This is a genomic window from Kitasatospora sp. NPDC049258 (assembly GCF_040678895.1).
Taxonomy (GTDB): Bacteria; Actinomycetota; Actinomycetes; order Streptomycetales; family Streptomycetaceae; genus Kitasatospora.
On the sequence record NZ_JBFAQT010000058.1, the window covers coordinates 1 to 23,438 of the forward strand.

Annotated in this window: 20 protein-coding genes and 1 pseudogene; 13 read left to right on the forward strand and 8 right to left on the reverse strand. The window is 70.5% G+C overall.

Features of this window, described 5'->3' with window-relative positions; genetic code table 11:
- Window positions 1-172 precede the first annotated feature (172 nt).
- The 7 genes from AB0K43_RS29545 to AB0K43_RS29575 all read right to left on the reverse strand — a co-directional run bounded on the left by AB0K43_RS29545 (window position 173) and on the right by AB0K43_RS29575 (window position 7,193).
- Entirely contained in the window at window positions 173-1,009 is an 837-nt protein-coding gene (locus AB0K43_RS29545; protein ID WP_363645123.1) for a class II fructose-bisphosphate aldolase, read from the reverse strand.
- A complete protein-coding gene (locus AB0K43_RS29550) occupies window positions 987-1,922 on the reverse strand; it encodes a 1-phosphofructokinase family hexose kinase (RefSeq protein ID WP_363645125.1) in 936 nt (311 codons plus the stop codon). The genes AB0K43_RS29545 and AB0K43_RS29550 overlap by 23 nt, the downstream gene beginning before the upstream one ends.
- A complete protein-coding gene (locus AB0K43_RS29555; protein WP_363645127.1) occupies window positions 1,919-2,896 on the reverse strand; it encodes an ROK family protein in 978 nt (325 codons plus the stop codon). Before AB0K43_RS29555 ends, AB0K43_RS29550 begins: the two co-directional genes overlap by 4 nt.
- Window positions 2,889-3,845 carry an SIS domain-containing protein gene (locus tag AB0K43_RS29560; protein WP_363645129.1) on the reverse strand — a complete coding sequence of 319 codons (957 nt, stop codon included), beginning with the start codon at window positions 3,843-3,845 and terminating at the stop codon, window positions 2,889-2,891. Before AB0K43_RS29560 ends, AB0K43_RS29555 begins: the two co-directional genes overlap by 8 nt.
- Before the next feature lie 222 nt (window positions 3,846-4,067).
- On the reverse strand, window positions 4,068-4,913 hold the full coding sequence (locus tag AB0K43_RS29565) for a carbohydrate ABC transporter permease (RefSeq protein WP_363645131.1): 846 nt from the start codon (window positions 4,911-4,913) through the stop codon (window positions 4,068-4,070).
- Complete coding sequence (locus tag AB0K43_RS29570; RefSeq protein ID WP_363645133.1) at window positions 4,913-5,848, reverse strand: sugar ABC transporter permease; 936 nt, start codon at window positions 5,846-5,848, stop codon at window positions 4,913-4,915. Before AB0K43_RS29570 ends, AB0K43_RS29565 begins: the two co-directional genes overlap by 1 nt.
- Before the next feature lie 73 nt (window positions 5,849-5,921).
- Entirely contained in the window at window positions 5,922-7,193 is a 1,272-nt protein-coding gene (locus AB0K43_RS29575; protein WP_363645135.1) for an extracellular solute-binding protein, read from the reverse strand.
- 505 nt (window positions 7,194-7,698) lie between these two features.
- On the opposite strand from AB0K43_RS29575, the gene AB0K43_RS29580 reads away from it, so the two are divergent.
- Window positions 7,699-8,457: a DeoR/GlpR family DNA-binding transcription regulator gene (locus tag AB0K43_RS29580; protein ID WP_363645137.1), complete on the forward strand. Its 759-nt coding sequence runs from the start codon at window positions 7,699-7,701 to the stop codon at window positions 8,455-8,457.
- 120 nt (window positions 8,458-8,577) lie between these two features.
- Here the strand turns inward: AB0K43_RS29580 and AB0K43_RS29585 are convergent, their stop codons facing one another.
- Complete coding sequence (locus tag AB0K43_RS29585; RefSeq protein ID WP_363645139.1) at window positions 8,578-9,624, reverse strand: substrate-binding domain-containing protein; 1,047 nt, start codon at window positions 9,622-9,624, stop codon at window positions 8,578-8,580.
- 860 nt (window positions 9,625-10,484) lie between these two features.
- On the opposite strand from AB0K43_RS29585, the gene AB0K43_RS29590 reads away from it, so the two are divergent.
- From AB0K43_RS29590 to AB0K43_RS29645, 12 genes and pseudogenes are all read left to right on the forward strand, one after another.
- Complete coding sequence (locus AB0K43_RS29590; RefSeq protein WP_363645141.1) at window positions 10,485-12,608, forward strand: family 20 glycosylhydrolase; 2,124 nt, start codon at window positions 10,485-10,487, stop codon at window positions 12,606-12,608.
- A gap of 386 nt (window positions 12,609-12,994) precedes the next feature.
- Complete coding sequence (locus AB0K43_RS29595; RefSeq protein ID WP_363645143.1) at window positions 12,995-13,315, forward strand: hypothetical protein; 321 nt, start codon at window positions 12,995-12,997, stop codon at window positions 13,313-13,315.
- A gap of 55 nt (window positions 13,316-13,370) precedes the next feature.
- Window positions 13,371-13,581 (forward strand): annotated as a pseudogene (locus tag AB0K43_RS29600) (hypothetical protein); the annotation flags it as partial.
- Between the two features lie 389 nt (window positions 13,582-13,970).
- The gene (locus tag AB0K43_RS29605) at window positions 13,971-14,543 is read left to right on the forward strand and encodes a YrhB domain-containing protein (RefSeq protein WP_363645175.1); all 573 of its coding nucleotides are present in this window, start codon (window positions 13,971-13,973) and stop codon (window positions 14,541-14,543) included.
- A gap of 260 nt (window positions 14,544-14,803) precedes the next feature.
- Window positions 14,804-15,334, forward strand: a complete 531-nt coding sequence (locus tag AB0K43_RS29610) for a PadR family transcriptional regulator (protein ID WP_363645145.1) — start codon at window positions 14,804-14,806, stop codon at window positions 15,332-15,334.
- Between the two features lie 164 nt (window positions 15,335-15,498).
- Entirely contained in the window at window positions 15,499-16,473 is a 975-nt protein-coding gene (locus tag AB0K43_RS29615; protein ID WP_363645147.1) for an ATP-binding cassette domain-containing protein, read from the forward strand.
- A 55-nt stretch (window positions 16,474-16,528) separates the two neighbouring features.
- On the forward strand, window positions 16,529-17,278 hold the full coding sequence (locus AB0K43_RS29620; RefSeq protein ID WP_363645149.1) for an ABC transporter permease: 750 nt from the start codon (window positions 16,529-16,531) through the stop codon (window positions 17,276-17,278).
- A 75-nt stretch (window positions 17,279-17,353) separates the two neighbouring features.
- Window positions 17,354-18,136, forward strand: a complete 783-nt coding sequence (locus AB0K43_RS29625; protein WP_363645151.1) for a HEAT repeat domain-containing protein — start codon at window positions 17,354-17,356, stop codon at window positions 18,134-18,136.
- 193 nt (window positions 18,137-18,329) lie between these two features.
- Window positions 18,330-18,500, forward strand: coding sequence for a thiomuracin/GE37468 family thiazolyl RiPP peptide (locus tag AB0K43_RS29630; RefSeq protein ID WP_363645153.1), 171 nt, complete (start codon window positions 18,330-18,332; stop codon window positions 18,498-18,500).
- 518 nt (window positions 18,501-19,018) lie between these two features.
- Window positions 19,019-21,427 (forward strand): hypothetical protein, encoded by a 2,409-nt coding sequence (locus tag AB0K43_RS29635; protein ID WP_363645155.1) that lies wholly within the window; start codon window positions 19,019-19,021, stop codon window positions 21,425-21,427.
- A complete protein-coding gene (locus tag AB0K43_RS29640) occupies window positions 21,421-22,311 on the forward strand; it encodes a lantibiotic dehydratase C-terminal domain-containing protein (protein WP_363645157.1) in 891 nt (296 codons plus the stop codon). The genes AB0K43_RS29635 and AB0K43_RS29640 overlap by 7 nt, the downstream gene beginning before the upstream one ends.
- Window positions 22,308-23,390, forward strand: a complete 1,083-nt coding sequence (locus tag AB0K43_RS29645) for a lantibiotic dehydratase C-terminal domain-containing protein (protein ID WP_363645159.1) — start codon at window positions 22,308-22,310, stop codon at window positions 23,388-23,390. Before AB0K43_RS29640 ends, AB0K43_RS29645 begins: the two co-directional genes overlap by 4 nt.
- The last annotated feature ends 48 nt before the right edge of the window (window positions 23,391-23,438 follow it).

Genomic DNA, 23,438 nt, shown 5'->3' on the forward strand with positions numbered 1-23,438 from the left:
TGCTCGGCCCAGAACCCCAGCCGGTCCTCGGAGGCCTGCGCGTACGCGGCGGCGGTCACGTTCGCGGCCGCGGCGAGCTCCGCCGGCGGCGCGAAGCGGCGGTCCTCCTTGAGCAGGTTCGCCAGACTCTCGTTGCTCAACGCGTACTCCTCATCGTGTTGCTGGCCATGCGTCAGGATCCGTTCAGGACCGGCAGAAGGCGGGCGACCTCGGCGGCGACGGCGTCGCGGGCGGGGCCGAGGTACTTGCGCGGGTCGGCGACCTCGGGGTGGCTGTCGAGGTAGTCGCGGGCGGCCCGGGTGAAGGCCTTGTTGAGGTGGGTGGAGACGTTGACCTTGGTCATGCCCGCGCTGACGGCCCGGGCGAGGTCCAGGTCGCCGACGCCCGAGGAGCCGTGCAGGACCAGGGGGGCGCTGACGGCCGCGCGCAGCCGACCGATCAGGTCGAAGTCGAGGACGGCGTCCCGGGTGAGCATCGCGTGGGAACTGCCGACGGCGACGGCCAGCGCGTCGACCCCGGTGGCGGCGACGAACGCGCGGGCCTCGTCCGGGTCGGTGCGCACGCCCGGGGCGTGCGCACCGTCCTTGCCGCCGACCTCGCCGAGCTCGGCCTCGACCTGGACACCCCGGCGGTGGCAGTAGGCGGTGATCTCCCGGGTGGCGGCCACGTTCTCCTCGTACGGGAGGGTGGCGGCGTCGAACATCACCGAGGTGAAGCCCAGCGCGACGGCCTCGCGCACCAGGTCCACCGACTCGGCGTGGTCCAGGTGCACGCCCACCGGGACCCGCGCCGCCCGGGCCATCGCGAGCGCGGCCAGGCCGACCGGCTCCAGTGAGCCGTGGTAGCGGGCGGTGTTCTCGCTGATCTGCAGGATCACCGGCAGCCCGGCCGCCTCCGCGCCCGCCACGATGGCCTGGGCGTGTTCGAGCTGGATGACGTTGAACGCCCCCACCCCCACCCCCCGCCCGGCGGCGTCCTGGACGATCTCATCGATGGGTATCGGCGGCATGGACTTCCTCCACGGGTACGGTGCTGCGCAGGCGATGGTAGGTATCGGCGTCGAAATCGCCGGCGACGGGGCAGGGGACGGCGGCGGCCGACAGAGCCACGGCCTCGCGCAGGATCTCGGGCCAGGACGTGCCGGCCGCGAGTCCGGCGGCGAGCGCCGCGACGCAGGCGTCGCCCGCGCCGGTCGGGTTGCCGGCGAGCCGCTCGGGCGGCGTGGCCCGCCAACTGCCCTGCGGGGTGACGGCGTGCAGCCCGTCCGGGCCGTCGGAGGCCACCACCGCCAGGGCGCCGGCGCTGCGCAGTTCGGCGGCCGCGGCCGCGAGGTCGCGGCCGCCGGTGACGGCGGCGAGTTCGGCGGCGTTGGGTTTGATCACGTCCGGTCCGGCCGCCAGCGCGGCGCGCAGGGCGGGGCCGCTGGTGTCCAGCACGGTCGCGGCGCCGGCCACGCCGGCCAGCGCGACGAGCTGGCCGTAGGCGTCGGCGGGCAGGCCCGGCGGCAGGCTGCCGGCGAGCACCACGACCTCGGCCTCGCGGACCAGCTCGGTGTAGTGCGCGGTGAAGGCCTGCCATTCGGCGGGCTGGACCACCGGGCCGACCGGGTTGAACACCGTCGCGTCGCCGTCCTCGCGGGAGACGACCGTGACGGTGCGCCGCGAGTCTGCGGCGATCGGCACGAGTTCGTGCCTCAGGCCGGCCGCCGTCAGCTCGCGGCGCAGCACCGCCCCGGTGGGGCCGCCGGCCAGCCCGGTGACCGTGGCCGGTTGGCCGAAGGCGGCAAGTACCCGGGCGACGTTGACGCCCTTGCCGCCGGCGCGCTCGTGCACGGCGTGGACGCGGTGCGAGGTGCGCGGGGTCAGCCGGTCGACGAAATAGGTCACGTCGAGTGCGGCGTTGAGCGTGACAGTCAGGATCACAGCGACCCGGCCTTCCTCGGTTCGGCGCAGGCGGCACCGGCCGCGTCGCCGACGGCGTGCCACGCGTTCAGGCCGGCGCCCAGGCAGCCGGCCTCGTCGCCGAGTTCGGCCCGGACCACGCCCGGGCGCCGTTGGAAGGTCAGCCGGGCGGCCAGCCGGGTCCGGACCGGATCCAGCAGCAGGTCGCCTGCCTCGGCGAGCCCGCCGCCGAGCACGATCAGTTCGCAGCCGAGCAGGGTGGTGGCGAGGGTGAGGGCGGTGGCGAGCGCGTCGACGGCGCGGTCCCAGACGGCCTGCGCGTCGGTATCGCCCTGGGCCAGCAGGGCCGCGACCTGGTCGGCGCCCGGTACCGCGCGCCCGGTCCGGGCGGTGTAGGCGGCGGCCACGGCGGCGGCGGAGGCGACCGTCTCCAGGCAGCCGCGGCTGCCGCAGCCGCACACCGGGCCGTCGGGGTCCACCGCGAGGTGGCCGAGTTCGCCGCCGTAGCCGCCGGCCCGGACGGGGTGGCCGTCGTTGATGACGGCGGCTGCGATGCCGGTCCCGATCGCCACGAAGAGGATGTCGCGGGCGCCGCGGGCGGCGCCGAGGGCGGCCTCGGCGAAGCCGCCGGCGCGGACGTCGTGGCCCAGGGTCACCGGGAGCCCGGTGCGCTGCTCGAGCAGCTCGGCCAGGGGCAGGTCGCGCCAGCCGAGGTTGGCCGAGAAGACCGCGAGGGCAGTCTCCTCGTCGACGATGCCGGGGACCACCACTCCGGCCCGGCGGACCGTCAGGCCGCCGGCCGCGGCCCGCTCGGCGAGCTCTCCCAGCGCGGCGGCGATCGCCGTCAGGACCGCGTCCGGGCCGGCCTCGCGGGGGGTCGGGCGGCGCAGCGTCACCAGGGGCTTCAGGTCACGGTCCAGCAGCGCGCCCTTCATACCGGTGCCGCCGACGTCCAGGGCGATCACGCAGTCGCCCTGGACGGGCCGCTCAGGCACGGGAGTTCTCCAGCACCACGGAGCGGGTGAGGTTGCGCGGTCGGTCGGGGTCGCAGCCGCGGGCCTCGGCGACCGTGACGGCCAGGCGCTGGGCCCGGACGAGGTCGGCCAGCGGGTCCAGGTCCCCGGCGCCGTCCTGGGAGTCGGCGACCAGGGTGCCGCCGACCCGGGCGATGTCGGCGTCCAGCCCGGCCGGCAGCGGGCCGAACATCCACGCCACCCGCCCGGGGCCGGTGACGCTGATCGGCCCGTGCCGGTACTCCATCGCGGGGTACGCCTCGGTCCAGGCGCCGGCCGCCTCGCGCATCTTCAGGCCGGCCTCCAGCGCGAGCCCGTAGGTCCAGCCGCTGCCGAGGAAGGTGAACTGCTCGGCGCCGGACACCTCGGCCACCAGCTGCTCGGTGACGGCTCGTTCGGCGTCGGCGGCCGCCCGGGCCACGCTCCTCACGCCGGCGGGCAGGGCGCCCTCGGCCTCCAGGTGGGCGCGCAGCAGCGCGAGCACGGTGGTGGCGAAACGGGTCTGGACCACCGACTCCTCGTCGGCGAAGTCCAGCACCGCGACGGCGTCGGCGACGGTCATGATCGGCGTCGTGGGGTCGGCGGTGATCGCGGCGGTGGGTACGCCCGCGTCGCGTGCCCCATCGAGCAGGTCGAGCACCTCGGTGGTGGTGCCGGAGCGGGTGATCGCCAGGATCCGGTCGTAGCCGCCGCGCCCCTGCGGGAACTCCGAGGCGGCGAAGGCGTCGGTCACGCCGTGCCCGCCGCTCTCGCGCAGGACGGCGTAGGCCTGGGCCATGAACCAGGAGGTGCCGCAGCCCACGACGGCGACACGCTCGCCGCGCCGGGGCAGCGCGGCGCTGTGCCGACCGAGCGACTCGGCCGCCTGCCGCCAGCAGGCGGGCTGCGAGGCGATCTCGATCGAGGTGCGGGAGGGCGTGGTGGTGGGCACGTGGCGGCTCCATCAGAAGGATCAGCTGATTTGAGTGATTGTGCTTGATTTCTAGCATCTTCGAGCAGAAGTAAGCAAGACGGTGGCACATGTGCGCACGCAGGAGATTCGGCGTGCAGCGTTCCCCTGCTACCGGCGGGCCGGCCGCAGCTCCGGGCAGCGCCAAAAGTCGTGGCCGGACGCCCCCGCGTCCGGCCACGACCGTCCTCGCCGAGCGGTTGGCTACTTGACGGATCCCGCGGTCAGGCCGGAGACGACCTGGCGTTCGATGAGGGCGAACAGCACGACGACCGGCAGGATGGCGACGACGGATCCGGCGAAGAGGTAGTTCCACTGGACGGTGTAGTTGCCGATGAAGTTGTTGATGCCGACCGTGAGTGGCTGGCTGTTCGGCACGGTGGACAGGGTCAGGCCCATCACGAACTCGTTCCACGCCGAGATGAAGGTGAAGATGACGGCGGTCACCACGCCGGGCATCGCCAGCGGCAGCACCACCCGGCGCAGCGCGCCGAGCCGCCCGAGGCCGTCGATCATGGCGGCCTCCTCCAGCTCGACCGGGATCGAGCCGATGTAGGCGGTGAGGATCCAGACCGCGAAGGCGAGGTTGAAGGCGGCGTTGCAGAGCACCAGCGTCCAGACCGAGTTGAGCATGTCGAGCTGGAAGAACTCGCGGTACAGGCCGACCAGCAACGAGGTGGGCTGGAACATCTGGGTGACCAGCACGAGGAGCAGGAAGTACCGCCGGCCGCGGTATCTGACCCGCGCGGTGTAGTAGGCGGCGGGCAGCGCGACCAGCAGCGCCAGCAGGGTGGAGCCGCCGGCCACCAGCAGGGTGACCCGCAGGTTGCCGCCGAGCGTGGAGTCGGTCCACACACCGACGAAGTTGGACCAGGCGAAATGCCGGGGCAGGTAGCTCGCGTCGCGCAGTTCGTCGGCCGGCCGCAGGGCGGTGACGACCATCTCGGCGTACGGCAGCAGGAAGACCACGGCCAGCAGCCAGGCGGCGGCCGCGACGACGAGGGTGCGCGGGCGTATGGTCCGCCTCTTCACAGCGATCCGACCGGCCATCAGCTCTCGTCCTCGTTCCAGCGGCTGACCTTGAGGAAGACCAGCACCATCAGCACGACCAGCGCGAAGTTGACGACGGACATCGCCGCGGACTCGCCGATGTCGGTGTCCTTGAGCTGGTACATGAACACGGTGGTGGTGGCGGTGGCGCTGCTGGGCCCGCCGTGCGTCATGCCCCAGATGATCGGGAAGGAGTTGAAGACGTTGATCAGGTTGATCACCACGCCGACCAGGAAGGCCGGTCGCAGCAGCGGCAGGGTGATCCTGAGGTACGTCTGCCAGGTCGACGCGCCGTCGACCCTGGCCGCCTCGTACACCTCGCCGGGGACGGTCTGCAGCCCCGCCAGCAGGGTGTAGGTGGTGAACGGCAGGGAGACGAAGACGGCGACGAACACCATCCACGGCCAGGCCGTCGACGGGTTGCCGAGCCAGTCCTGGGGGCCGTCGATCAGGCCGAGGTCGGTCATCGCGGTGTTGAGCACGCCGGCCGTCTGGTTGAGCATCCACTTGAAGCCGATGGCGGTCATCAGGACGGAGGCCGCCCACGGGGCGATCAGCGCCCACCGGGTGAGCCGGCGACCGGGGAACTCCTGGTTGAACAGCTGCGCCAGGGCGAGCGAGAGCAGCATCGTCAGGCCGACCACGGCGACGGTCCAGAGCACCGTGGAGAGCAGGACGTGGCCGAGGTCGGGCTCGGCGAAGAGCTTGCGGTACTTGTCCAGGCCGGCCGAGCCGCGGACGAAGCCGCTGCTGCTGATCCGCAGGAACGAGGTGTGGAGCATCTCGTAGACCGGCCACAGGACGACCAGCAGGATCAGCAGGACCGCCGGGGCGATCCAGGGCAGCGGGCCGAGCCGTTCGAGGGCCGCGCGCCGGGCCGGCGGTCGGCCCCGGTGTCGCGGCCGGACGGCCTTGGGAGCAGAGGTGAGGGACACAGGTGGTGCCTTCCGTACGTGAGCCGTGCCCCCGGTGCCGGCGCGCGGGCGGCCGGCACCGGGGTGGGAGCGCCTACTTGTCGGCGGCGGCGTCCTGGGCCTTCTTCTGCAGGTCGCCGAGGACCTTTGCCGGGTCGCCGCTGACCGCGGTGCCGATGCTCTTCTTGATCTCGGCGGACACGGCGTCCCAGCTGGTGTCGCCCAGCGGGTAGAAGGAGGCCTGCGGGAGCAGCGCGAAGAAGGGCTCCAGGTCCTTGTGCTTCCCGCTGGAGGTCATGTCGGCGAGGGTGTCCTGGGTGACCGGCATCAGGTTGTAGGTCTCGTCGAACTTCTCGGTGTTCGCCTTGGAGTACACGAAGTCCAGGAAGGTCTTGATCTGGTCCTTGTGGCCGTTCTGCTTGAAGGCCATCATCCAGTCGGCCACGCCGAGGGTGGACTTGAGGGCGCCGGTCCTGCCGGGGATCGGCGCGACACCGTAGTCGACCTTGCCCTCGGTGGACATCTGGATCAGTGAGGGGTGGCCGTTGAGCATCGCCGCCTTGCCGGCGGCGAAGTCCGCGAAGGCGGTCTTGCGGTCGGTGGTCGCCGGGTTGGCGTAGGTCAGCCCGGGGTCCACCAGGTTGCTCTTCAGCCAGGAGAAGGTGTCCACGTCGGCCTGGCTGTTCAGCGCGTACTTTCCGGCAGGGTCGGTGACACCGCCGCCGTTGCCCAGCTCCCACATCATGCTCTCGCCCTGCGCCTCCTCGGGGCCCAGCGGCAGAGCGTAGGGGGTGACGCCGGGGACCTTGGCCTTGATCAGCGCCGCGTCGGCCTTCACGTCGTCCCAGGTCTGCGGGGGCGCGCTGATGCCGGCCTGCGCGAAGACCGCCTTGTTGTAGAAGAACGCGCGGGCCGAGGAGACGAACGGGATGCCGTACTGCACGCCGTCGACCCGGCCGGCCTTGGCGAAGGTGTCGATGAAGTTGCCGGCCGTGGCGGTGGAGAGGACGTCGGAGGTGGGGTAGAGCAGCTTGTCGGCGACCTTGTCGGCGTAGCCGCCGGTCTGCAGGACGTCCGGTACGTTGCCGCTCTGGATCATCGTCTTGACCTGCTTGTCGATGTCGTTCCAGTTGATCACCTGAACGTCGACCTTGATCGTGGGGTTGCTTGCCTCGAAGGTCTTGACCAGGTCGTTCCAGTACAGCGTGGAGCTGTTGGACGCCTTGTCGCCGTAGTCGGCCGCGACCAGCTTGAGAGTCACCGGGCCGCCGGCGGAGTCCCCGCCGCTCCCGCTGCTGCCGCACGCCGTGAGCGCGAGAGCGCTGATCACACAGACCGCTGAGATGCTGAGTACACGCTTGTTCACTGCCGGAACCACCTTCGTGCCGATGGACCCACACCGTGACAGGGTCCGCTCCTGGGATGTGCAGAGCCGGGAGCAGTCGTCGAAACCGCTGCCGCGTGAGCCAACTACGGGAATGGCCTTGCCCACGGCCGTCGCACCTGCTGGTTGCCTGGTCCGAGTGGGAGGGGTCTGCGCAAGGCGCTGCCCGCGCTGCGCGAAGTTGCTCACAGATGGCTTATTTCGAACAGATCCGAAACTCTGCCGTGTCGCGAAGTATTCACCAGACGGACCAGTAGGTCCAGGCGCTGTTATGGGACCGTTGCCATCACCTGTGCACGTCAACCCGATTCGCCGGTCGTGGACCGTGGTGACGGGTGCCCCGTGTGCTCCGGGCCGCGGAGCGGTGGCCGGACCTGGACCCTCTGCAGTGCACCGCCAGCACTCTGATCCGACCCGCGCCGGGTGCCCTAGGGTGCCTTTGCAGAGCCGCGGGACACGCTCCCGATGCAAGGAATACACTTCCGGCATGCTCAAAGCTGATCGAACCGCGCGCATCCTCGACCACGTCGCCACCCAGGGCGGCGCCGATGTGCACGCGTTCGCCGAATTGCTCGGCGTGTCCAAGGCGACCGTCCGCCGCGACCTGCAGACCCTGCACGAGCAGGGGCTGCTGCTGCGCACCCGCGGCGGCGCGGTGATCGGCACAGTCAACCTCGAACTGCCCCTGCTGCACCGGGCCGGCCGCCAGCAGGCGGAGAAGCGGCGGATCGCACTGGCCGCCGCCGCCCTGGTCCCGGACGGGGCGGTTGTCGGGATGACCGGCGGCACCACGGCCACCGAGATCGCGCGTGTGCTGGCCGAGCGCAGCGGCATCACCGTCGTCACCAACGCGGTCAACATCGCCGCCGACCTGATCGTCCGCCCCGACATCCGCCTCGTGGTGGTGGGCGGCAATGCCCGCACGGCCAGCTACGAGCTTGTCGGCCCGGCCGCCGAGCGCATGCTGGCCCAGTACCACTTCGACATCGCCTTCATCGGCGTCGACGGCCTGACCGCGAGCGAGGGCTGCACCACGCACGACGAGATGGAGGGCCAGACCGACCGGGCCTTCCTGCGCAACAGTGCCCGCTCCGTCGTGGTCGCCGACAACACCAAGATCGGCCGGGTCACCTTCGCCGCGATCTGCCCACTTGCCGAGATCGACGACCTGGTCACCGACGACTCGCTGGATCCCGGGCACGAAAAGGCCATTGCGGAATGCGGCGTACGGGTGCTGCGCGCCTGAGCCAGGCTGAGCCGTGGCAATGAACGAGCGTCCGACGGCGTTCCACTGACACGCCGTCGGACGCTCGTCCCGTTCCGGTGCCGCCGCCTCGCGACGGCGCCGGGGTCAGGCGAGAGGTGTTCAGCTACAGGTGACGCCGGCGGTCTTCCAGGTGGTGGCGTCGACCATGGCGGTGGGGGCGAAGGCCTCGGCAGGCATGGCCTTGCCGTTCCTGAGCTTGTCGTACATGGTCTGGACGGCCAGCGCCCCGACGTCCCTGCCGTTGATGAACAGGGCGGCCTTCATACCGGTGGGCCTGCCGCCGTTCCAGTCCTTGCACGCGAGGTAGGCGCCGAGGCCGACGCCGATCACGTCGTCGGGCTCGTAGCCGGCGTTCTGCAGTGCGGTGACGCCACCCTGCACGTTCTCGTCGTTGCAGCCGAGGACGATCCAGTGCTTGACGGCGCGGTTGGCGGTGACGGCGGCGGCGACCTTGTCCTGCGCCCCGGTGGGGGTGTTGTCGGTGGCGACGTCGATCCGCTGGATGCTCGCGCCGGCGGTGTCGATGAACGTCTCCTTGGCGGCGTTCACCCGGTCCGCGCACACCGTCACGTCGTGCTTCCAGGCGGAGATGACCCGGGTGTCCGCCTGGTTCCAGTCGGTCTTCTTGTACTCCTCGCCCGCGCGCTTGCCGACCTCGCGGCCCATCTGGGCGCCGGAGAAGCCGATCCGTGGCACCAGGTCGCTCTTGGGGCAGGCGGACGGCTCGGGGCCGGTGACGCAGATCTGGTCGTCGGAGGTGAGCAGGGCGACCTTGGCGTCCCTGGCGGTCTGCACCACCTGCGGGCCGACGGCCGGGTCCGGGACCACGATGATCAGGCCGTTGCTCTTCTGCGCGATCGCCGACTGCACCTCGCTGACCGTCTTGTTGGCGTCGTTGCCGAGGTTCACCACCTTGAGGTCGATCCCGAGCTCCGCGGCCTTGGCCTTCGCGCCGGCGGCCTCGCCGATGAAGTACTCCTGGTCGCCCTGCTTCTGCAGGTAGGTGATCGAGATCTTCCCACTGACCTTGGCGACATCGTCGTCGCCGGGCTTCCCGGCCGTCTGGCCGGTCGAACAGGCCGTCAGGCCCAGAGCGACCGTGAGGCCGAGGAATGTGGACGCACGGAAGCTGCGTGTAGTGGACATGTCGGTGCTCCGTAACGGTGGTGTGGCGCCGTCCGGCGAGGGCGAGGGGTGCGGCGTCGTCCGGTGAGGGCAAGGGTGTGGCGTCGTCCGGCGACGGGGAGGGTGGTGTGGCGTCGTCCGGCGACGGGGAGGGCTGTGGCGCCGAGGGCGGAGGTGGTGAACCTGGCACGGCGCGAAGGATTCTGATCTCAGGTCAGCAATCCATCAGAACAGACACCTCTGGAGAGATGCGCCATATGACAGCCTCCGACATGGGGTGGCGTCAAGGGGATGGCAACCATCCGGTTCGCTCGAGATGCTCTTGTGACAATGCACTGATCTTGCAAGGCGCCCGCGTCGGTCGGCCGGCCGGCCCGAGCGCACTCCCGTCCGCCCCCGGCGCCCGCACCCGTACTCCCGCACCCGGCCGCGGTAGCGGTCTCCCGCTGCCCGCGGCCGTCGGTTCCTGCTGTTCCCCGGGCCTGCCACGCCGATGGCGTGCGGCGACGCGGTCCGAACGCGCGCCGCGTACCGTGCGACAAAGCCGCCCACGAACGGACAAAGCTACGGCCGGGTAGCCCTTGACTCACCCGGGACCCCCTGGCACCTTCATGGTTAAAGTTGCTCGCAACCAGCCAGGTTGAAGCAGTTATGAGCAATTCAGATGCTCCGTAGCAGTGCGCGCCGCATGTTCCGCTGCCAGGCCCGAACCGGCCCGCGGTGCGGCATGTTCCCGGCGGAGGGCGTGTCGGCGGCGTTGCCGGGACGAACCCCAGCGGTCCGATGCCCCGTGCACGTGCCCTCGCCACCGGCGCACATCGCGCTCTCCCGGCCGCCCACATGGTGCGCGGCCCCGCGTCTCCCATCCGAAGGAGCCCAGCATGAGCTGGTCGCACCGGCGAGGCCGAATCCTCGTCGCCCTCACCACAGTCGCCTTCACCCTGCCGCTCACGGCCACGGCCTCCCAGGCCACGACCGCTCCGTCCTCGCCCGCCCCGGCCCCCTACGCCTTGGTGCCGCAGCCGGTCTCGGAGCGGGCGGTGGACGGCCCGGGGTTCGCCCTCACCCCCCAGACGCGGATCTCCGTCCTCTCCCGGGACTCGCAGGCGATCGGTGTCGGCACCTACCTCTCCAAGTTGCTCGCTCCCGCGACGGGCTACGACCTGCGCGTGGTCAAGGACACCCAGGCGCCCAAGAACGCCGTCGTCCTGGACCCCAACGGCCCCAAGAACCTGGGCGCCGAGGGATACACCCTGACCTCCGACAAGAACGGCGTCGTCATCAGGGCGCACGGGGCCGAAGGCCTGTTCCGCGGCGTGCAGACCCTTCGCCAACTCCTCCCTGCCGCGGTCGAGTCCCGCACCAAGCAGACCGGTTCGTGGACCGTCTCGCCGGTGCAGATCTCCGACTCGCCGCGGTACGAGTACCGCGGCGTGATGCTGGACGTCGCTCGCCGCTTCTTCCCCGTCGACCAGGTCAAGCGCTATATCGACGAGGCCGCGGCCTACAAGATCAACACCCTGCACCTGCACCTGACCGACGACCAGGGCTGGCGCATCGCCATCGACGCGCTGCCGGACCTGACCAAGATCGGCGCCACCACGCAGAGCGGGTTCACCGGCGGCACCGACTGGTACTACACGGCGGCGGACTACAAGGAGATCGTCTCCTACGCCTCCTCCCGCTTCATGACCGTGGTGCCCGAGATCGACGGCCCCGGCCACACCGACGCCGCCCTGGCCTCGGTGCCCGGACTGAACTGCGACAACAAGGCGAAGGCGCCCTACTCCGGCTTCGATGTCGGCGTCAGCCTCTACTGTCTGGAGGACGGGACGCACACGGGGAACGTGAGACGCTTCCTGAACACCGTCATCAAGGCGGTGGCCAAGCTCACCCCCGGCCCCTACATCCACATCGGCGGCGACGAGACCCCGGACGCCACCCCGGAGGAGTACGCGGCCTACGTCAAGGCGGCCACTGCGGCGACCGTCGGCCGGGACAAGACCGTGATGGCCTGGCACCAGCTCGGACAGGCTCCCATCCCCGCCGGCAGCCTCCTGCAGTACTGGGGCGAGGACGACGACCGGGAGAGCATCGGTACCTCGGAGGAGAGCGACAGCGTCCGCTTCGTGCGCAACGGGGTGGCCCAGGACGCCAAGTTCGTCATGTCCCCGTCCGACCACGCCTACCTGGACATGAAGTACGACGTCTCCACCCCCTACGGCCTCAGCTGGTCCGGCTACGTGCCGGTGCAGCGTTCCTACGACTGGGACCCGGCGACCATCACCGGCAAGATGGACGGCACCGGTTCCCTCGTCCCGGCCAAGAAGATCGCCGGCGTCGAGGCCGCTCTCTGGGCCGACCGCGCCTACGAAGGCAGCGGCTCGCTGCCCACCCCGGCCACCAACTGGCCCGCACCCAAGGCCTACGCCGACTACATGAGCTTCCCCCGCCTGCCCGCCCTCGCCGAGGTCGGCTGGAGCGCTCAGTCCGCCCGCGACTGGAACAGCTTCCGCCAGCGCCTGGCCCAGCAGGGACCGCGCTGGACGGCGGCCGGTATCGGCTACTTCGCCGCCCCGGGCATCCCTTGGCCCGGCACCGTCACGACCGTGGAAGGCGTCCACGCCATCGAGACCGGAGGCGTCGCCCTGGAGAACGGCGGCTCCACCTCCGACGGCTCCGAACTCCTGCTGTGGGCGACCAACCGCGGCGACAACCAGACCTGGACCATCGCCCGCCAGTCCGACGGCACCTACACCATGACCAACAAGAGGTCCGGGAAGTGTGCCGAGGCGACCGGCGGTGCCGGCGCCGCCGTCGTCCAGCGCGCGTGCAACGGCCAGACCGGCCAGCGCTGGAAGATCACCCCGGGCGACAACGACCAGCAGATCATCACCTCCGCCGGCAGCGGCCTCGTACTCACCGCCGCCTCGGCCGCCAACGGCGCCAAGGCGACCCAGCAGCCCGACACCGGCTCCGCGCTGCAGCGCTGGTCCGTCGACTGACCGACCCCACCGCGAACCACCACCCCAACCCACCCGACCCCAACTCACCCCGCCCCGGCTGCACACCCGCCGGGGCGGGGTGCCTCCCCGCGGTCCACGCCCGCGTCCCTCGGCTGCGGAGGTGGTCTCCTGACCGATCGAACGTTTCCGCCGAGTAGGCCTTGACGAGCCGGTGCAATGGGCGTTTTATGGTGTTCATAAGTGTTCGAACGTGTTGGAAGATGAGGGATTCGACGAGCTCCCCCTTGGTTCTCGGCCATACCAGCTGGGCCCACCCCGCTGGGCCGCACCGTCCGAGCCGCCGGTCCGAAACGCCGCTCGGCAAGGGAACCCGCCATTCGGAAGACAGCACGGTTTCCGCAGGCACGTCACACCCGGAGAAAGCCATGTTCGCGTCCGTCCTCGCCCCGCCCCCGGAGTCCGTACCGGCACCCAGGATCTCCAACGCCGACCGGCAGGCGAGCCAGGGCGCCGCTTGGGCCAGTGGTACCGGCAGCCTCTGGTACGTCACTGTCCCGGTGACCCTCCCCGACGGCCGGCCCGGCACCCAGACCTTCGTCGAACGCGCCGACACCTGCGACCAGGCCCGGGAGGCGGCCCTCCGCAAGGCCGACACCCCGGACGCTCTGCGCCGCCGCCGCAATGCTCTGATCCTGCCGACCGACCAGGTGAGGACAGAATCCTGGCAGTGCCCGGGCTGGTGGTAGCAGCGCCGCCCACCCGCCGGGCGAACGACGGTTTCGACCGCGGCCCGGCAGTCGGCTGGTCCGGACGGTCATGGGCAGGGTGCGCAGGCACCCCGCCGACCGGCACGCCGACACCCCGTCCGTGCCCACCATCACCTCCGACGTCGCCCACGGCAAGAAGGCCGGCGCCACCCCGGACGGCCGAAGGGCGGGTGAGCCGTCCTTCGGGGGTCAACCCGATGAACGGGCGGGACCGGCACGGCTGCGTCGCCAGCGCCCTGGGCGTCACGGACCGTCCGGGCGGTGAGGTGACCGCAGATGTTCGCGGTGGTGGACAGGGTGGCGAGCCGGAGGGACTTGGCCCGGAGCCTCCCCCACGGAGGTGGCCGTGGAGGGCGTGGTCAACCATGGACGACCTCGGTATGGGCGGAAGCGTCGCAGAGCCCCGCGGGCCGCTACTCGCACCTACGAGCGGTGCCGGTGTCCGTGCAAGCAGCGATCGCCCTGGGCTCCGGGGCACCGGCTCCCACACGGTGCGCCGCCGAGGCCGATCGCGACGACACCTTCGCCGCCGGCCGCGCCGGGGACAGTCTCCGATCGCAGAGCGGTGAGTGAAGAGTCCTGGTCGATGGCGGGCCGCGGCGTCTCAAGCCAGCCATGACAGGCCGAGTCCCTGCTGGCCCGAGAACGGCTGACGTGGGCAGGACCGCTCCGCGAGCTTGCCGTCTGCGACGTGGAGGAGCACGCGGTCGGCTGGCTCGTCTTCTGGAACTCGGCAGAGTACGCCCGCACCCGTGATGTCCGCGACAGCCTCGTTGGCAGCGGCCCTTACCTGGTGGACCGGCACGACGGCAGCATCCACCACATCCCTGCTATCACGTGGATGGCCGAGAACCGGGAGGAGCTCTACCTCCAGCGGATCAAGGGCATCCGACCGCCTGACCCACTGGCCTCGTCCGTTGGCGCACTGATGCGCTCCGCCGGGGTCGTGGCCGCGATGAGCTACCTGCGGAAGCAGGCTCCGCGGCTGAGTCTGCGGGATGCAAGGGCATACAGATCCGGTTCAGTAGCCGTGCGACCGTCCAGGCCGGTGGAACGGCGGGCCGCAACGCGGTTCGAGCACCCACCGAACCAAGACGATCTCCGGCTACGAAAGTCTTGCCAGAGCCACGTTCCTGCGTACGCCGACACCCGGTGCCGGTCAGGGGCACCCGAGGCGGCCGGCGCCGTGGTAGCGCGTCAGATGTGAGGGGGCGCGCAGGGTGGCGCGCGCACCGGACCGACTGCACGCACGTTCTGGCGGCGGTGCGGCGCCTGGACCGGACCGAGCGCGTCGCCTTGGTCGTCGGGCTCCTCCGTGGTCGTGCCCGGGCGCCGCGACCATGCGCACCGCACGACGGCGCAGCTCAGGCGGGTAGGAAGAGTGACGGCCTCGAGTGGAACGGGCTGACGCCGCACCTCGCTGATCCGAGCTTGCCGTAGTGCTCAAACTTGTATATAAATTGGAGCATGTCATCGACGAGAGTGCTGATCCTCGGCGCACTGCTCGCTGGGCCGCACCACGGCTACGAGGTTCGCAAGAAGCTTGAGCTCTGGGGCGTCGAGCACTGGGCCAACGTTGCCTTCGGTTCGATCTATCACGCTCTGACCAAGCTGTCCCAGGAAGGGCTGCTCGAGGTCGTGGAGCGCGGCACGGGCAGCAAGACCGTCTATGCGATCACGGACGAGGGGCGAAGCGAGTTCCGGCGGCAACTCGACGGCTACTGGCGGAACATCATGCCGATCGTGGACCCGTTCCTGGTCGCGATCACCTTCATGGACCAGCTTCCCAAGGACGAGCTGCTGGCCGCGATCCGGGATCGCCGGAAGGTTCTCCAGGCGGGGTTCGCCATGGCGGAGCGGGCGTTGGCCACCGAGCATCAGAAGGGCGCTCCTCGTCATATCGATGAGGCGTTGCGCCTCACCTCGGCCGAGTTCCGTGCGCAGTTCGAGTGGCTGGAGGGCGTGGCAGGCCGAGTGGAACGGGACGAAGTTCCCTAGGTCGGGTCTGACAATTCCCGGGCGCGCGACACTTCCCCCGCCTTGGGCCGGGGGCACCCTCAGGCATCCTCGCTCGCCGTTCATCCCGCGCGAATTGTCGGACACGGCCGAGCCGGTCCGCCTTCGCGCGACGGCCAACCTCACTCAGGAGAAGGGACATAGCAGTGATCATCGAGGTGCAAGGCTTACGGAAGACGTTCCGCGCGCGGGCGCGTCCACAGCAACCGCCGGTGGTTGTCGAAGCCGTGAAAGGCCTCGACATCGCGGTCGCGCGGGGTGAGATCTTCGGAGTTCTCGGCCCCAACGGTGCCGGGAAGACCACGACGATTCGCATGCTGGCCACGCTGGTTCAGCCCGACGGCGGTTCCGGCACGGTCGCCGGCCACGATCTGTTCAGCGCTCCCGAGAGGGTCCGGCCGCACATCGGATACGTCAGTCAGGCGGGCGGCGTGGACGAGAACAACGGGGCGAGGGCCAACATCATGCTCGCCGCTCGGCTCAACGGGCTGTCCACGCCCGAAGCGGTGGTGCGCACCGAGGAGATGCTCGAGGCACTGGATCTGACCGCGTTGTCGGATCGCCCAGCGCGGACTCTTTCGGGTGGCCAGAAGCGACGGGTGGCTCTGGCGATCGGCCTGGTCCACCGTCCGCCGCTGGTGTTTCTCGACGAGCCCACGACCGGCCTCGACCCGCAGAGCCGGGCCAATCTGTGGGACCAGATCCGGACGCTTCGGGACACGGGCACGAGCGTGCTGCTCAGCACGCACTACCTCGACGAGGCCGAAGTCCTCTGCGACCGGCTCATGATTGTCGATCACGGCGAGGTCGTCGTCGAGGGCACTCCCGCCGCGTTGACACGCGAGATGGCGGACGATGTCGTGACCCTCCGCTTCGCGGAGGAGCTCACCTCGGACGACAAGGTCTGCAGGATTGTCAATGCGCTGCCGTACGTGCGCGAGACGCGGATCGACGGACCGCTGCTGCGGATCTACCTCGACGACGGCGAGCAGGCCGTTCCGCTCCTGCTGCGAGCGTTCGGCGACCACGGGGTGGCCGTCGGGTCGATCTCGTTGGATCGGGCCACCCTCGATGACGTCTTCCTCCGCAAGACAGGTCGCTCACTTCGAGACGGCGGCTGACCGCACAGTCAGACCTGCGGAACTCCCGCCACAGCCTCACAGTCAGGAAGTACCCGTGTTCAAGCACACACTGATGTTCCTCGGCTACGAACTGGGGAAGTCGGCGCGAAATCCGGTGTGGCCGCTCTTCGGCATCCTGCAGCCCGTCCTCTACCTGTTGCTGTTCGCGCCCCTGCTGGCCAACACCACGGTCGGCGAGTCCCAGGCACGCACACTCCTGCAGTTCACGCCCGGCGTCATGGTCATGGTCGCTCTGTTCGGGTCTCTCTTCGTGGGATTCGGGATGATCGCCGAGATTCGCTCGGGGGTTCTGGAGCGGCTGGCGGCCAGCGCGGCGAGCCGGCCGGCCATTGTGCTCGGCCGGGTCCTCCGCGATGTCCTCATCCTGGTGGTCCAGGCACTCCTGGTGGTGCTGGTCGCGATGGCCATGGGTATGCGCCCCAGCCCGGGTGGCCTGGTGATCATGTTGCTCCTGATGGCCGTTACCGGTGTCTTCGCTTCCGGGGTCTCGTACGGGCTCGCCCTGGCGGTCCGTCAGGAGACCGCCATGTCACAGATCCTCCAGCTCTTCTCGCTCCCGCTGATCCTGCTGACCGGAATCCTGCTTCCGATGTCGCTCGCTCCGCACTGGATGCAGGTGGTCGCGAAGGCCAATCCGCTCTACTACACCGTCCAGGCCGGTCGCGCGCTGTTCAGCGGAAACCTCTCCGACTCGTCTGTTCCGGTCGCCTTCGGGCTGATCGCGGTGCTGGCCGTCCTGACGATGAACTGGTCGGTCCGATCCATCAGGAAGATCGCCGGATAGCGACGGCCGATCCGTCTCGTCGATCACCAGAATAGGAATCCTTGAATGTCAACCTCACCACCCGACAACAGTGTGATGTCCGCTGCTGAGCTGCTCGAGAAGCTGTCGGACCCGGAACGCAGTGTCCGCAACACCGCGGCGCTCACCATCGGGTCGCAGTCCGAGATCGGGTGCGCCGATGTACTCGTCGACGCCCTGTGGGCGGAGCAGGACTTCTTCGTGCGGGAGACCATGACCTGGGCGGTCACCCGGCTGGAGGAGGCCACCCGGCCGGCGGTGCTCGCCGCTGTCGGGGAGGACCGGCCATCGGAGGTGCGGGTCCGGGCCCTGCACGTGGTCAGCAAGTTCGCCGATCCGGAGACGGTGGACGCCGTTCTGCCCTTTGTCACGGACCCGGACGGAGCGGTGGCCCGCAAGGCCCGGTGGGCGCTGGGTCGCATCAAGGAGCCCCGCGCGGTGCCGTACCTGCTCGCGCTGCTGGGCGAGCAGGACAGCGAGGAGCGAAATGCCCTGACCGACGACATCGCCGCATTCGGATCCGCCGCGGTGCCGGCATTGGTCGCAGCGCTCGGGTCGGACGACCGTGCGGTACGGCGGCATGCGGCGGACATCCTGTGCTACATCGGGCACCCGGATGCCGAGGACGCGGCGGAGGCCCTGGGCGCGGCCGTGGCGGATCCGGAGGCGCCGGTGGCGATGGCCGCGCTGATGGCCCTCGGCGAGCTGCGCGGTGATGTGGCCCGGGCACAGATCGAGGCCGCGCGGGAGGCCGGGGATCCTCGGGTCAGGGGGGCCGCTGAGCGGCTGGCCGCTCGCAAGCCTCGGCGGCCTTCGGTCCGGGCCCGTTCGGCCGGCTGAGTGGGCCCGGACAGTTGCGACGCGGGCCTGCGGGCGGGTCCCGTGACCCGCTGTGGTTTCTGGTCATCGGTTTTGAACGCGTGACCTAGAGCCCTGAGGCCAGCCATGCTGAAGACAGCTCCTCGAATCCGGGGTTCGAATTCTGATTCACCTGGAGCTGGACCGTATTCATCATCAGTGGAAGGAAGTCGCAATGATCCCCGAGGACTACTTCGTCGACGTCAACGACCTGTCCATCGACGTTTTCGACGTCGTCGAGCAGGGCGGTGCGGTGACCGCGCTGACCGCTGACCACGGCATGCCGGAGGTCGGTTCGTCGACCAACTGCTTCTGCTACATCTGCTGCTCCTGCAGCTCCAACTGACCTCAGGTCGTTTCGGGGTGGAGATGCTCCGGTAGATCCTCCCGGTAGCTGAACGTACACGGTTCCGCGGCGCCCCGGGCGCGCCGCGGGACCGTGGCATGTCTTCGTGTGCCCGGTGTGGGCCGCGGCGTTGTTGGATCATGTTGGATTGCGATCGACCTTGCGCGGTCGATGTGCGACGCTTAAGATCGAACTCGGCTGACAGCGAATGAACTTGACTGTCAGTCAGATATCGGCAACTCGCGGGGGTGAGTGCGGAATGGTGGCGCACGACAACGGTCAGGAGAAGTGCTTGCGTCGGTGGCTGCCGGGGCTGAGCGCTTGGTGGGCCTCGATCCCCTGATTCGACAGATGTTTCGTTTTTCGGCGGCGTGCTGAAGCCGCTCGCATGTTGCCGGATGCGTCTTCGCGCCAGCCGGCCAAGCACATTCTGAAATGCCGATCAGTGGGCGAATCACGGGGGTTGGTCACAGGTGAACTCTGTCCGGAATCCTGCCATCTTCTCCGGACGGGCCGCAGTGGACGAGGTGCTCCTCGTTCGGGTGGCCGGTCTGAGTCGAGATGCTCTCAGAGGCTTTCACCACCGAAGTGTCGAGCTGGCATTGGCCGAGGAGGCCGAGGCCCTCAGGTTACTGGTCGAGTCCGCCGAACAGGCTGGCGCGGCCCTGTTCCAGGACATCGGCGCACACACCGGACATGAGCGGGCCGTGCTGGTCGCCGCCCGCAGAGGCGTACACCAGGACGACCTGTCGCGGCGGGTCGCGCAGGAGGCCGTGGCACTGATGTCCGAGCGGGCGGTCGCCGCGGTCAGTTCCTGGACGGCCGCGCGGGACCGGGTGCACTCCCTGGACGCGCAACTGGACGCCGAGTGGGCGGCGGCCGAGGCGGACGACCTGCGACATCTGCGCGAGCTCTGCCTCGATCGGCGGTTCCGGACCGGCCTTGAGGCCACCAGCCGGGAGCTGGCCGACATCGCACAGCGATGGGCCGTGGGGACGACGGGGGCACCGCAGCGCAAGAGGCAACTCCGGCTTGCTCGGATGGCGGCCCGCGCGGCCGCGAAGACCAGCCCGTTCAGTTCCTGGATGGTGACGATTCCGGCCCGCTGGGGCCTGCCCGGCGGCGTGGCGGCCCGAGAGCGGCTGTTGGTCGAGCTGGACGGCGCGGTGATCGGCGCGCTGACCCAGGCTCTGCGTGCCGTGGTGCCGGTAACTGCCGAGCTCGAGGTGCGGGTCAACCCGAGTCTGGTACGTGTCGAGGGCGGTTGGCTGTTCATCCGGGCCGGGCAGCGGGAGCAGACTGTTCGAGTGGCGGAGCACCCCGCGATCGACGCGATGCTGCGTGCCCTGGCCCCCGGGGACACCGTGGCGGACCTGGCTGCTCGAGTGATCGGCGGAGCGGGCCTGGTGAGCAGGTGCTTGGCCGCGGGGATGATCGAACACCGTCATCCGGTGGCGGACCACCACCCCCGGCCCTGGGCCGTCTGGGCAGCGCTCGCCGACGAGCAGGGCACTGCGGATCTGTCCGCCGGGCTGGCTGCGTTGGACAACGCGCTGTGTGACTCGTCTGCAGCGGCGGCGGAGGCTGCCACCGTGCGGTTGGGACGACACCTCGGGATCGAGCTGCCCGCCGTCAAAGCGCACGAGATGTCGGTCGCGGCCGACTGGCCCTACGAACTTCCCGACCGCCCCGACGGCGCTGTGCTCGACGAACTCGACCAGGCCCGGCGGCTGCTGGCACTCTACGACCTCAAGCTGCCGGCGAAGGCGGCGGCAGCCGAGCACCTGGAAAAACGATTCGGCGCCCACTACGACGTGTCGCTGACCGTTGCCCTGGACAGCCTCGGGCGGGCGCGTCTGGACCCGCACGGCGATCTCGGGAGGATCATCGGGCCGGCGGCGCCCCCCTGGGGAGCCGATCTGGCCACGTGCTCCGGCCGCATGGTGCGGGAACTCGGCCGGGCTTTGTCCGCTCTCACCGGCGAGGTGCTCGGCCGGGCGGCGCAAGGCTCGCTCGCCGTGGGGGAGCTGGACCAGCTGCTCGACGACTTTCCCTTCGTACACCCGAACCGCTCAGCCACCTTCTACCTGCAGGAGGTCACCGAGGCCGGGATCCGCCGCGTGGTGAACGTGGTGCACGGCGGGCACGGCCGCGGCCGGGGGCGGCTCGCCGCGCAGGCCGGCCTCGCGATCGCGGACCTGGTCCCCACCGTGGACCAGGATGTCGTCGAGATCAGCGGCTTGCTGGGGTCGGCACTCAACTCGAGGACGGGCACGGCGCCGCGCGAGCTGCAGTATCCCGGCACCACGTCCGACCGGCCGGACGGGGAGCGCCTGCCGATGGCGTCGGTTCGCGTCGTGCCTGGTGCGTACGGCCTGCCTGTGCTCCGTGACAGGGACGGCCGGGACGTGCGCCTGGTGCACCTCGGCATGGCCGCGGACCTCGCGCTGCCGCCGTTCGTCAGACTGCTCGAGCAGGTCTTCGGAAGCGCCTACCTGATGCACCCGAGCATCGCGGTGTTCACCCCTGCGATACCCGGCCGGGCCGGTGCGGCGCGGTCGGCCACCCCGCGGGTGGTGCTCGGGGCCACCGCGTTGCAGCGGTCGCGTCGGCTGCTGCGCCGAGAGGAGTTCCCGGGTGGGCGCGGGCCCCGGGAATCGCTGCGTGCCTGGCACCGGTGGCTCGCAGCGCACGGCCTGGGCAGCCGGTTCTACCTCCGGGCGTGGAGTTCCGCCGACCACGGCGGGGCCCAGAGCAAAGCGCGTAAGCCGGTGTTCGTCGACATAACCAGCCCGCTGCTGTTCGCGGACGCCGAGAAGATGCTCCGTCAGGCCCAGTACGCGATCGTCGAGGAGTGCCTGCCCGATCCGCTGGCCGGATCCGGACACGTGACCGAGTTCGCGGTCGAGGTGGGTTCGCGGTGTTGACGACCTGGAGCTCTTGGCACGTGCACCAGCATCAGGGGCAGGACCGGCTGGTGACCGAGGCGGTCGCGCCGCTGATCGAGACCGTGCGCTCCGAAGGACTCGCCGACCTCGCATTCGTCCTGCGGTACTGGGAGGGCGGTCCGCATGTGCGGCTGCGGCTGCGGGCACCGTCGGACGCCGCCGCAGCGGTACTGGAGCGTCGAGTGCCGACGGAGCTGCGGCGCTGGTGCCGCGAGCATCCGTCCGGGCGCGGCATGACCGCCGGGGAGTACGCGCTGCTGCGCGGCCGGATCGGCGGATCGGATGCGACGGCCGAGCTGGTCCCGGACGGCTCGGTGGTGTCGGCGGTCTACTCCCCGGAGCACGAACGGTACGGCCGCGGGGCTGCGTTGGAGGCATGCGAGGAGCACTTCGACGAGAGCACCGGGATCGCCCTGGACGTGCTCGCGGCGGATCCGCCGGCGGCTGCGCGGGACTCCTTGGTCGTGTTGATCCTGGCGGGCTTCTTCGCGGCGCGCGGGCTCACGGCGGGCGCCGACTGGGCCCGGCGCGTGCAGGCCACAGGTGTTCCGGTCGTCACCCGGCTGGACCTGCGCCGTGTCGTCTCGCTCATGGAGCGGCCCCCCTCCGCGGCCCACCGCTTCGCCCGCTCGCTCGAGCGGCTCGAGGCCGCGTTGCGCACCGCTGCGGACGACTACCGCCCGCCCGCTATCGGTTTCGGCGGCCTTACGTTCGCAACCACCGACGCCGATGACCCGATCGCGACGCTGGACATCTGCATCCACCTCTTTGCCAACCGGATAGGAGTGACGTTGCCCACCGAGTTGATGCTGCGCGCAGCACTCGCACAGGCCCTGCTCACCGAGACGAAGGCGGACGCGTGAGCGCCGCGCAGCAGCAGGTCGTGACCCGGATCGGCAGGCCGGTCGTGGACTGGAAGGGGCTGCTCGCCTACCACGACGAGAGCCGTTGGAACGCTCTGCTGCTCGGGCCGCTGTGGGAGTGCGCCGAGGCCGCGGAGCAGGCAGGCTGCCAGTTCCGGCTGACCCGGGAGTGGCAGCGGGGACCGCACCTACGCCTGGGGGTGCGCGGCCCCGTCGAGGCCGCGGCCGAGGCACGGGCGCGGATCGACCAGCGGCTGCACGGGATACTGCGTTCCAGTCCCTCGGCCCGGACCATGACCCTCGTGGACGTCCGGGACCGGGCACAGCAGGCCGCAGACCGTGCCGGCGTCGAGCTGCGGGAGGACTGGCTTGCGGACAACTCCCTCACCTGGACGGCCGGCGCTCCCGACGGGACGTGGGGAACGGACCCCGGGGTGCGGGCTCTGCTGGAGGACTTCCACTACGCGGCGAGTGTGCCGGCGCTGCGACTGATGCGCGCCGCTCCCGAGGCCCGGCTCGGACCGGCCTTCGCCGACCTCATGGCGGTCACCGCCCAGGAGTTCGGCCGGGGCGGGCTCGCGTCCGCCGCGATGTCCTTCCGGTCGCACGCCGAGGCCTATCTGAACCTCGAGGCCGCGCCGGACGTCCGAGCGGCGTGGGACAACGCCGCCCGCCGCTCGGCGCCGGCGCTGCGCCGCCGGCTGCTCGCGGTGGCGGCCGGCCCGGACCGGCCGGCGTACGTCCGGGACTGGCTGGAGGCGGTCACGCCGGTGGTCCGGGCCGCCCAGCAGGCGCAGTCCCGCGGCGAGTTCGCGCTGCCCGCGGTGGCCGGCGGCTTCTCGGCGGACCTGACCGATCGCAGCGCGTTCCACCGAGAGCTGGCCGGGTCGGCCCGCTGGGAGGACGTGCGCTCCTCCGACTGGTTCCAGATCTACCGCTTCGCGATCAGCCTGCTCTACCTCCAGCTCTCCCGGATGGGAGTGGCACCGGTCGGCCGGTACCGGCTGTGCCACCTGTTGGCCACGGCGTTGACCCGGAGCGAAGAGCCGACGACGACCATCGAGGGAGGTGACCGGTGACCCGGGCACAGGACGCTGTCGCACAGCGGACCGAACGACTGAGACCGG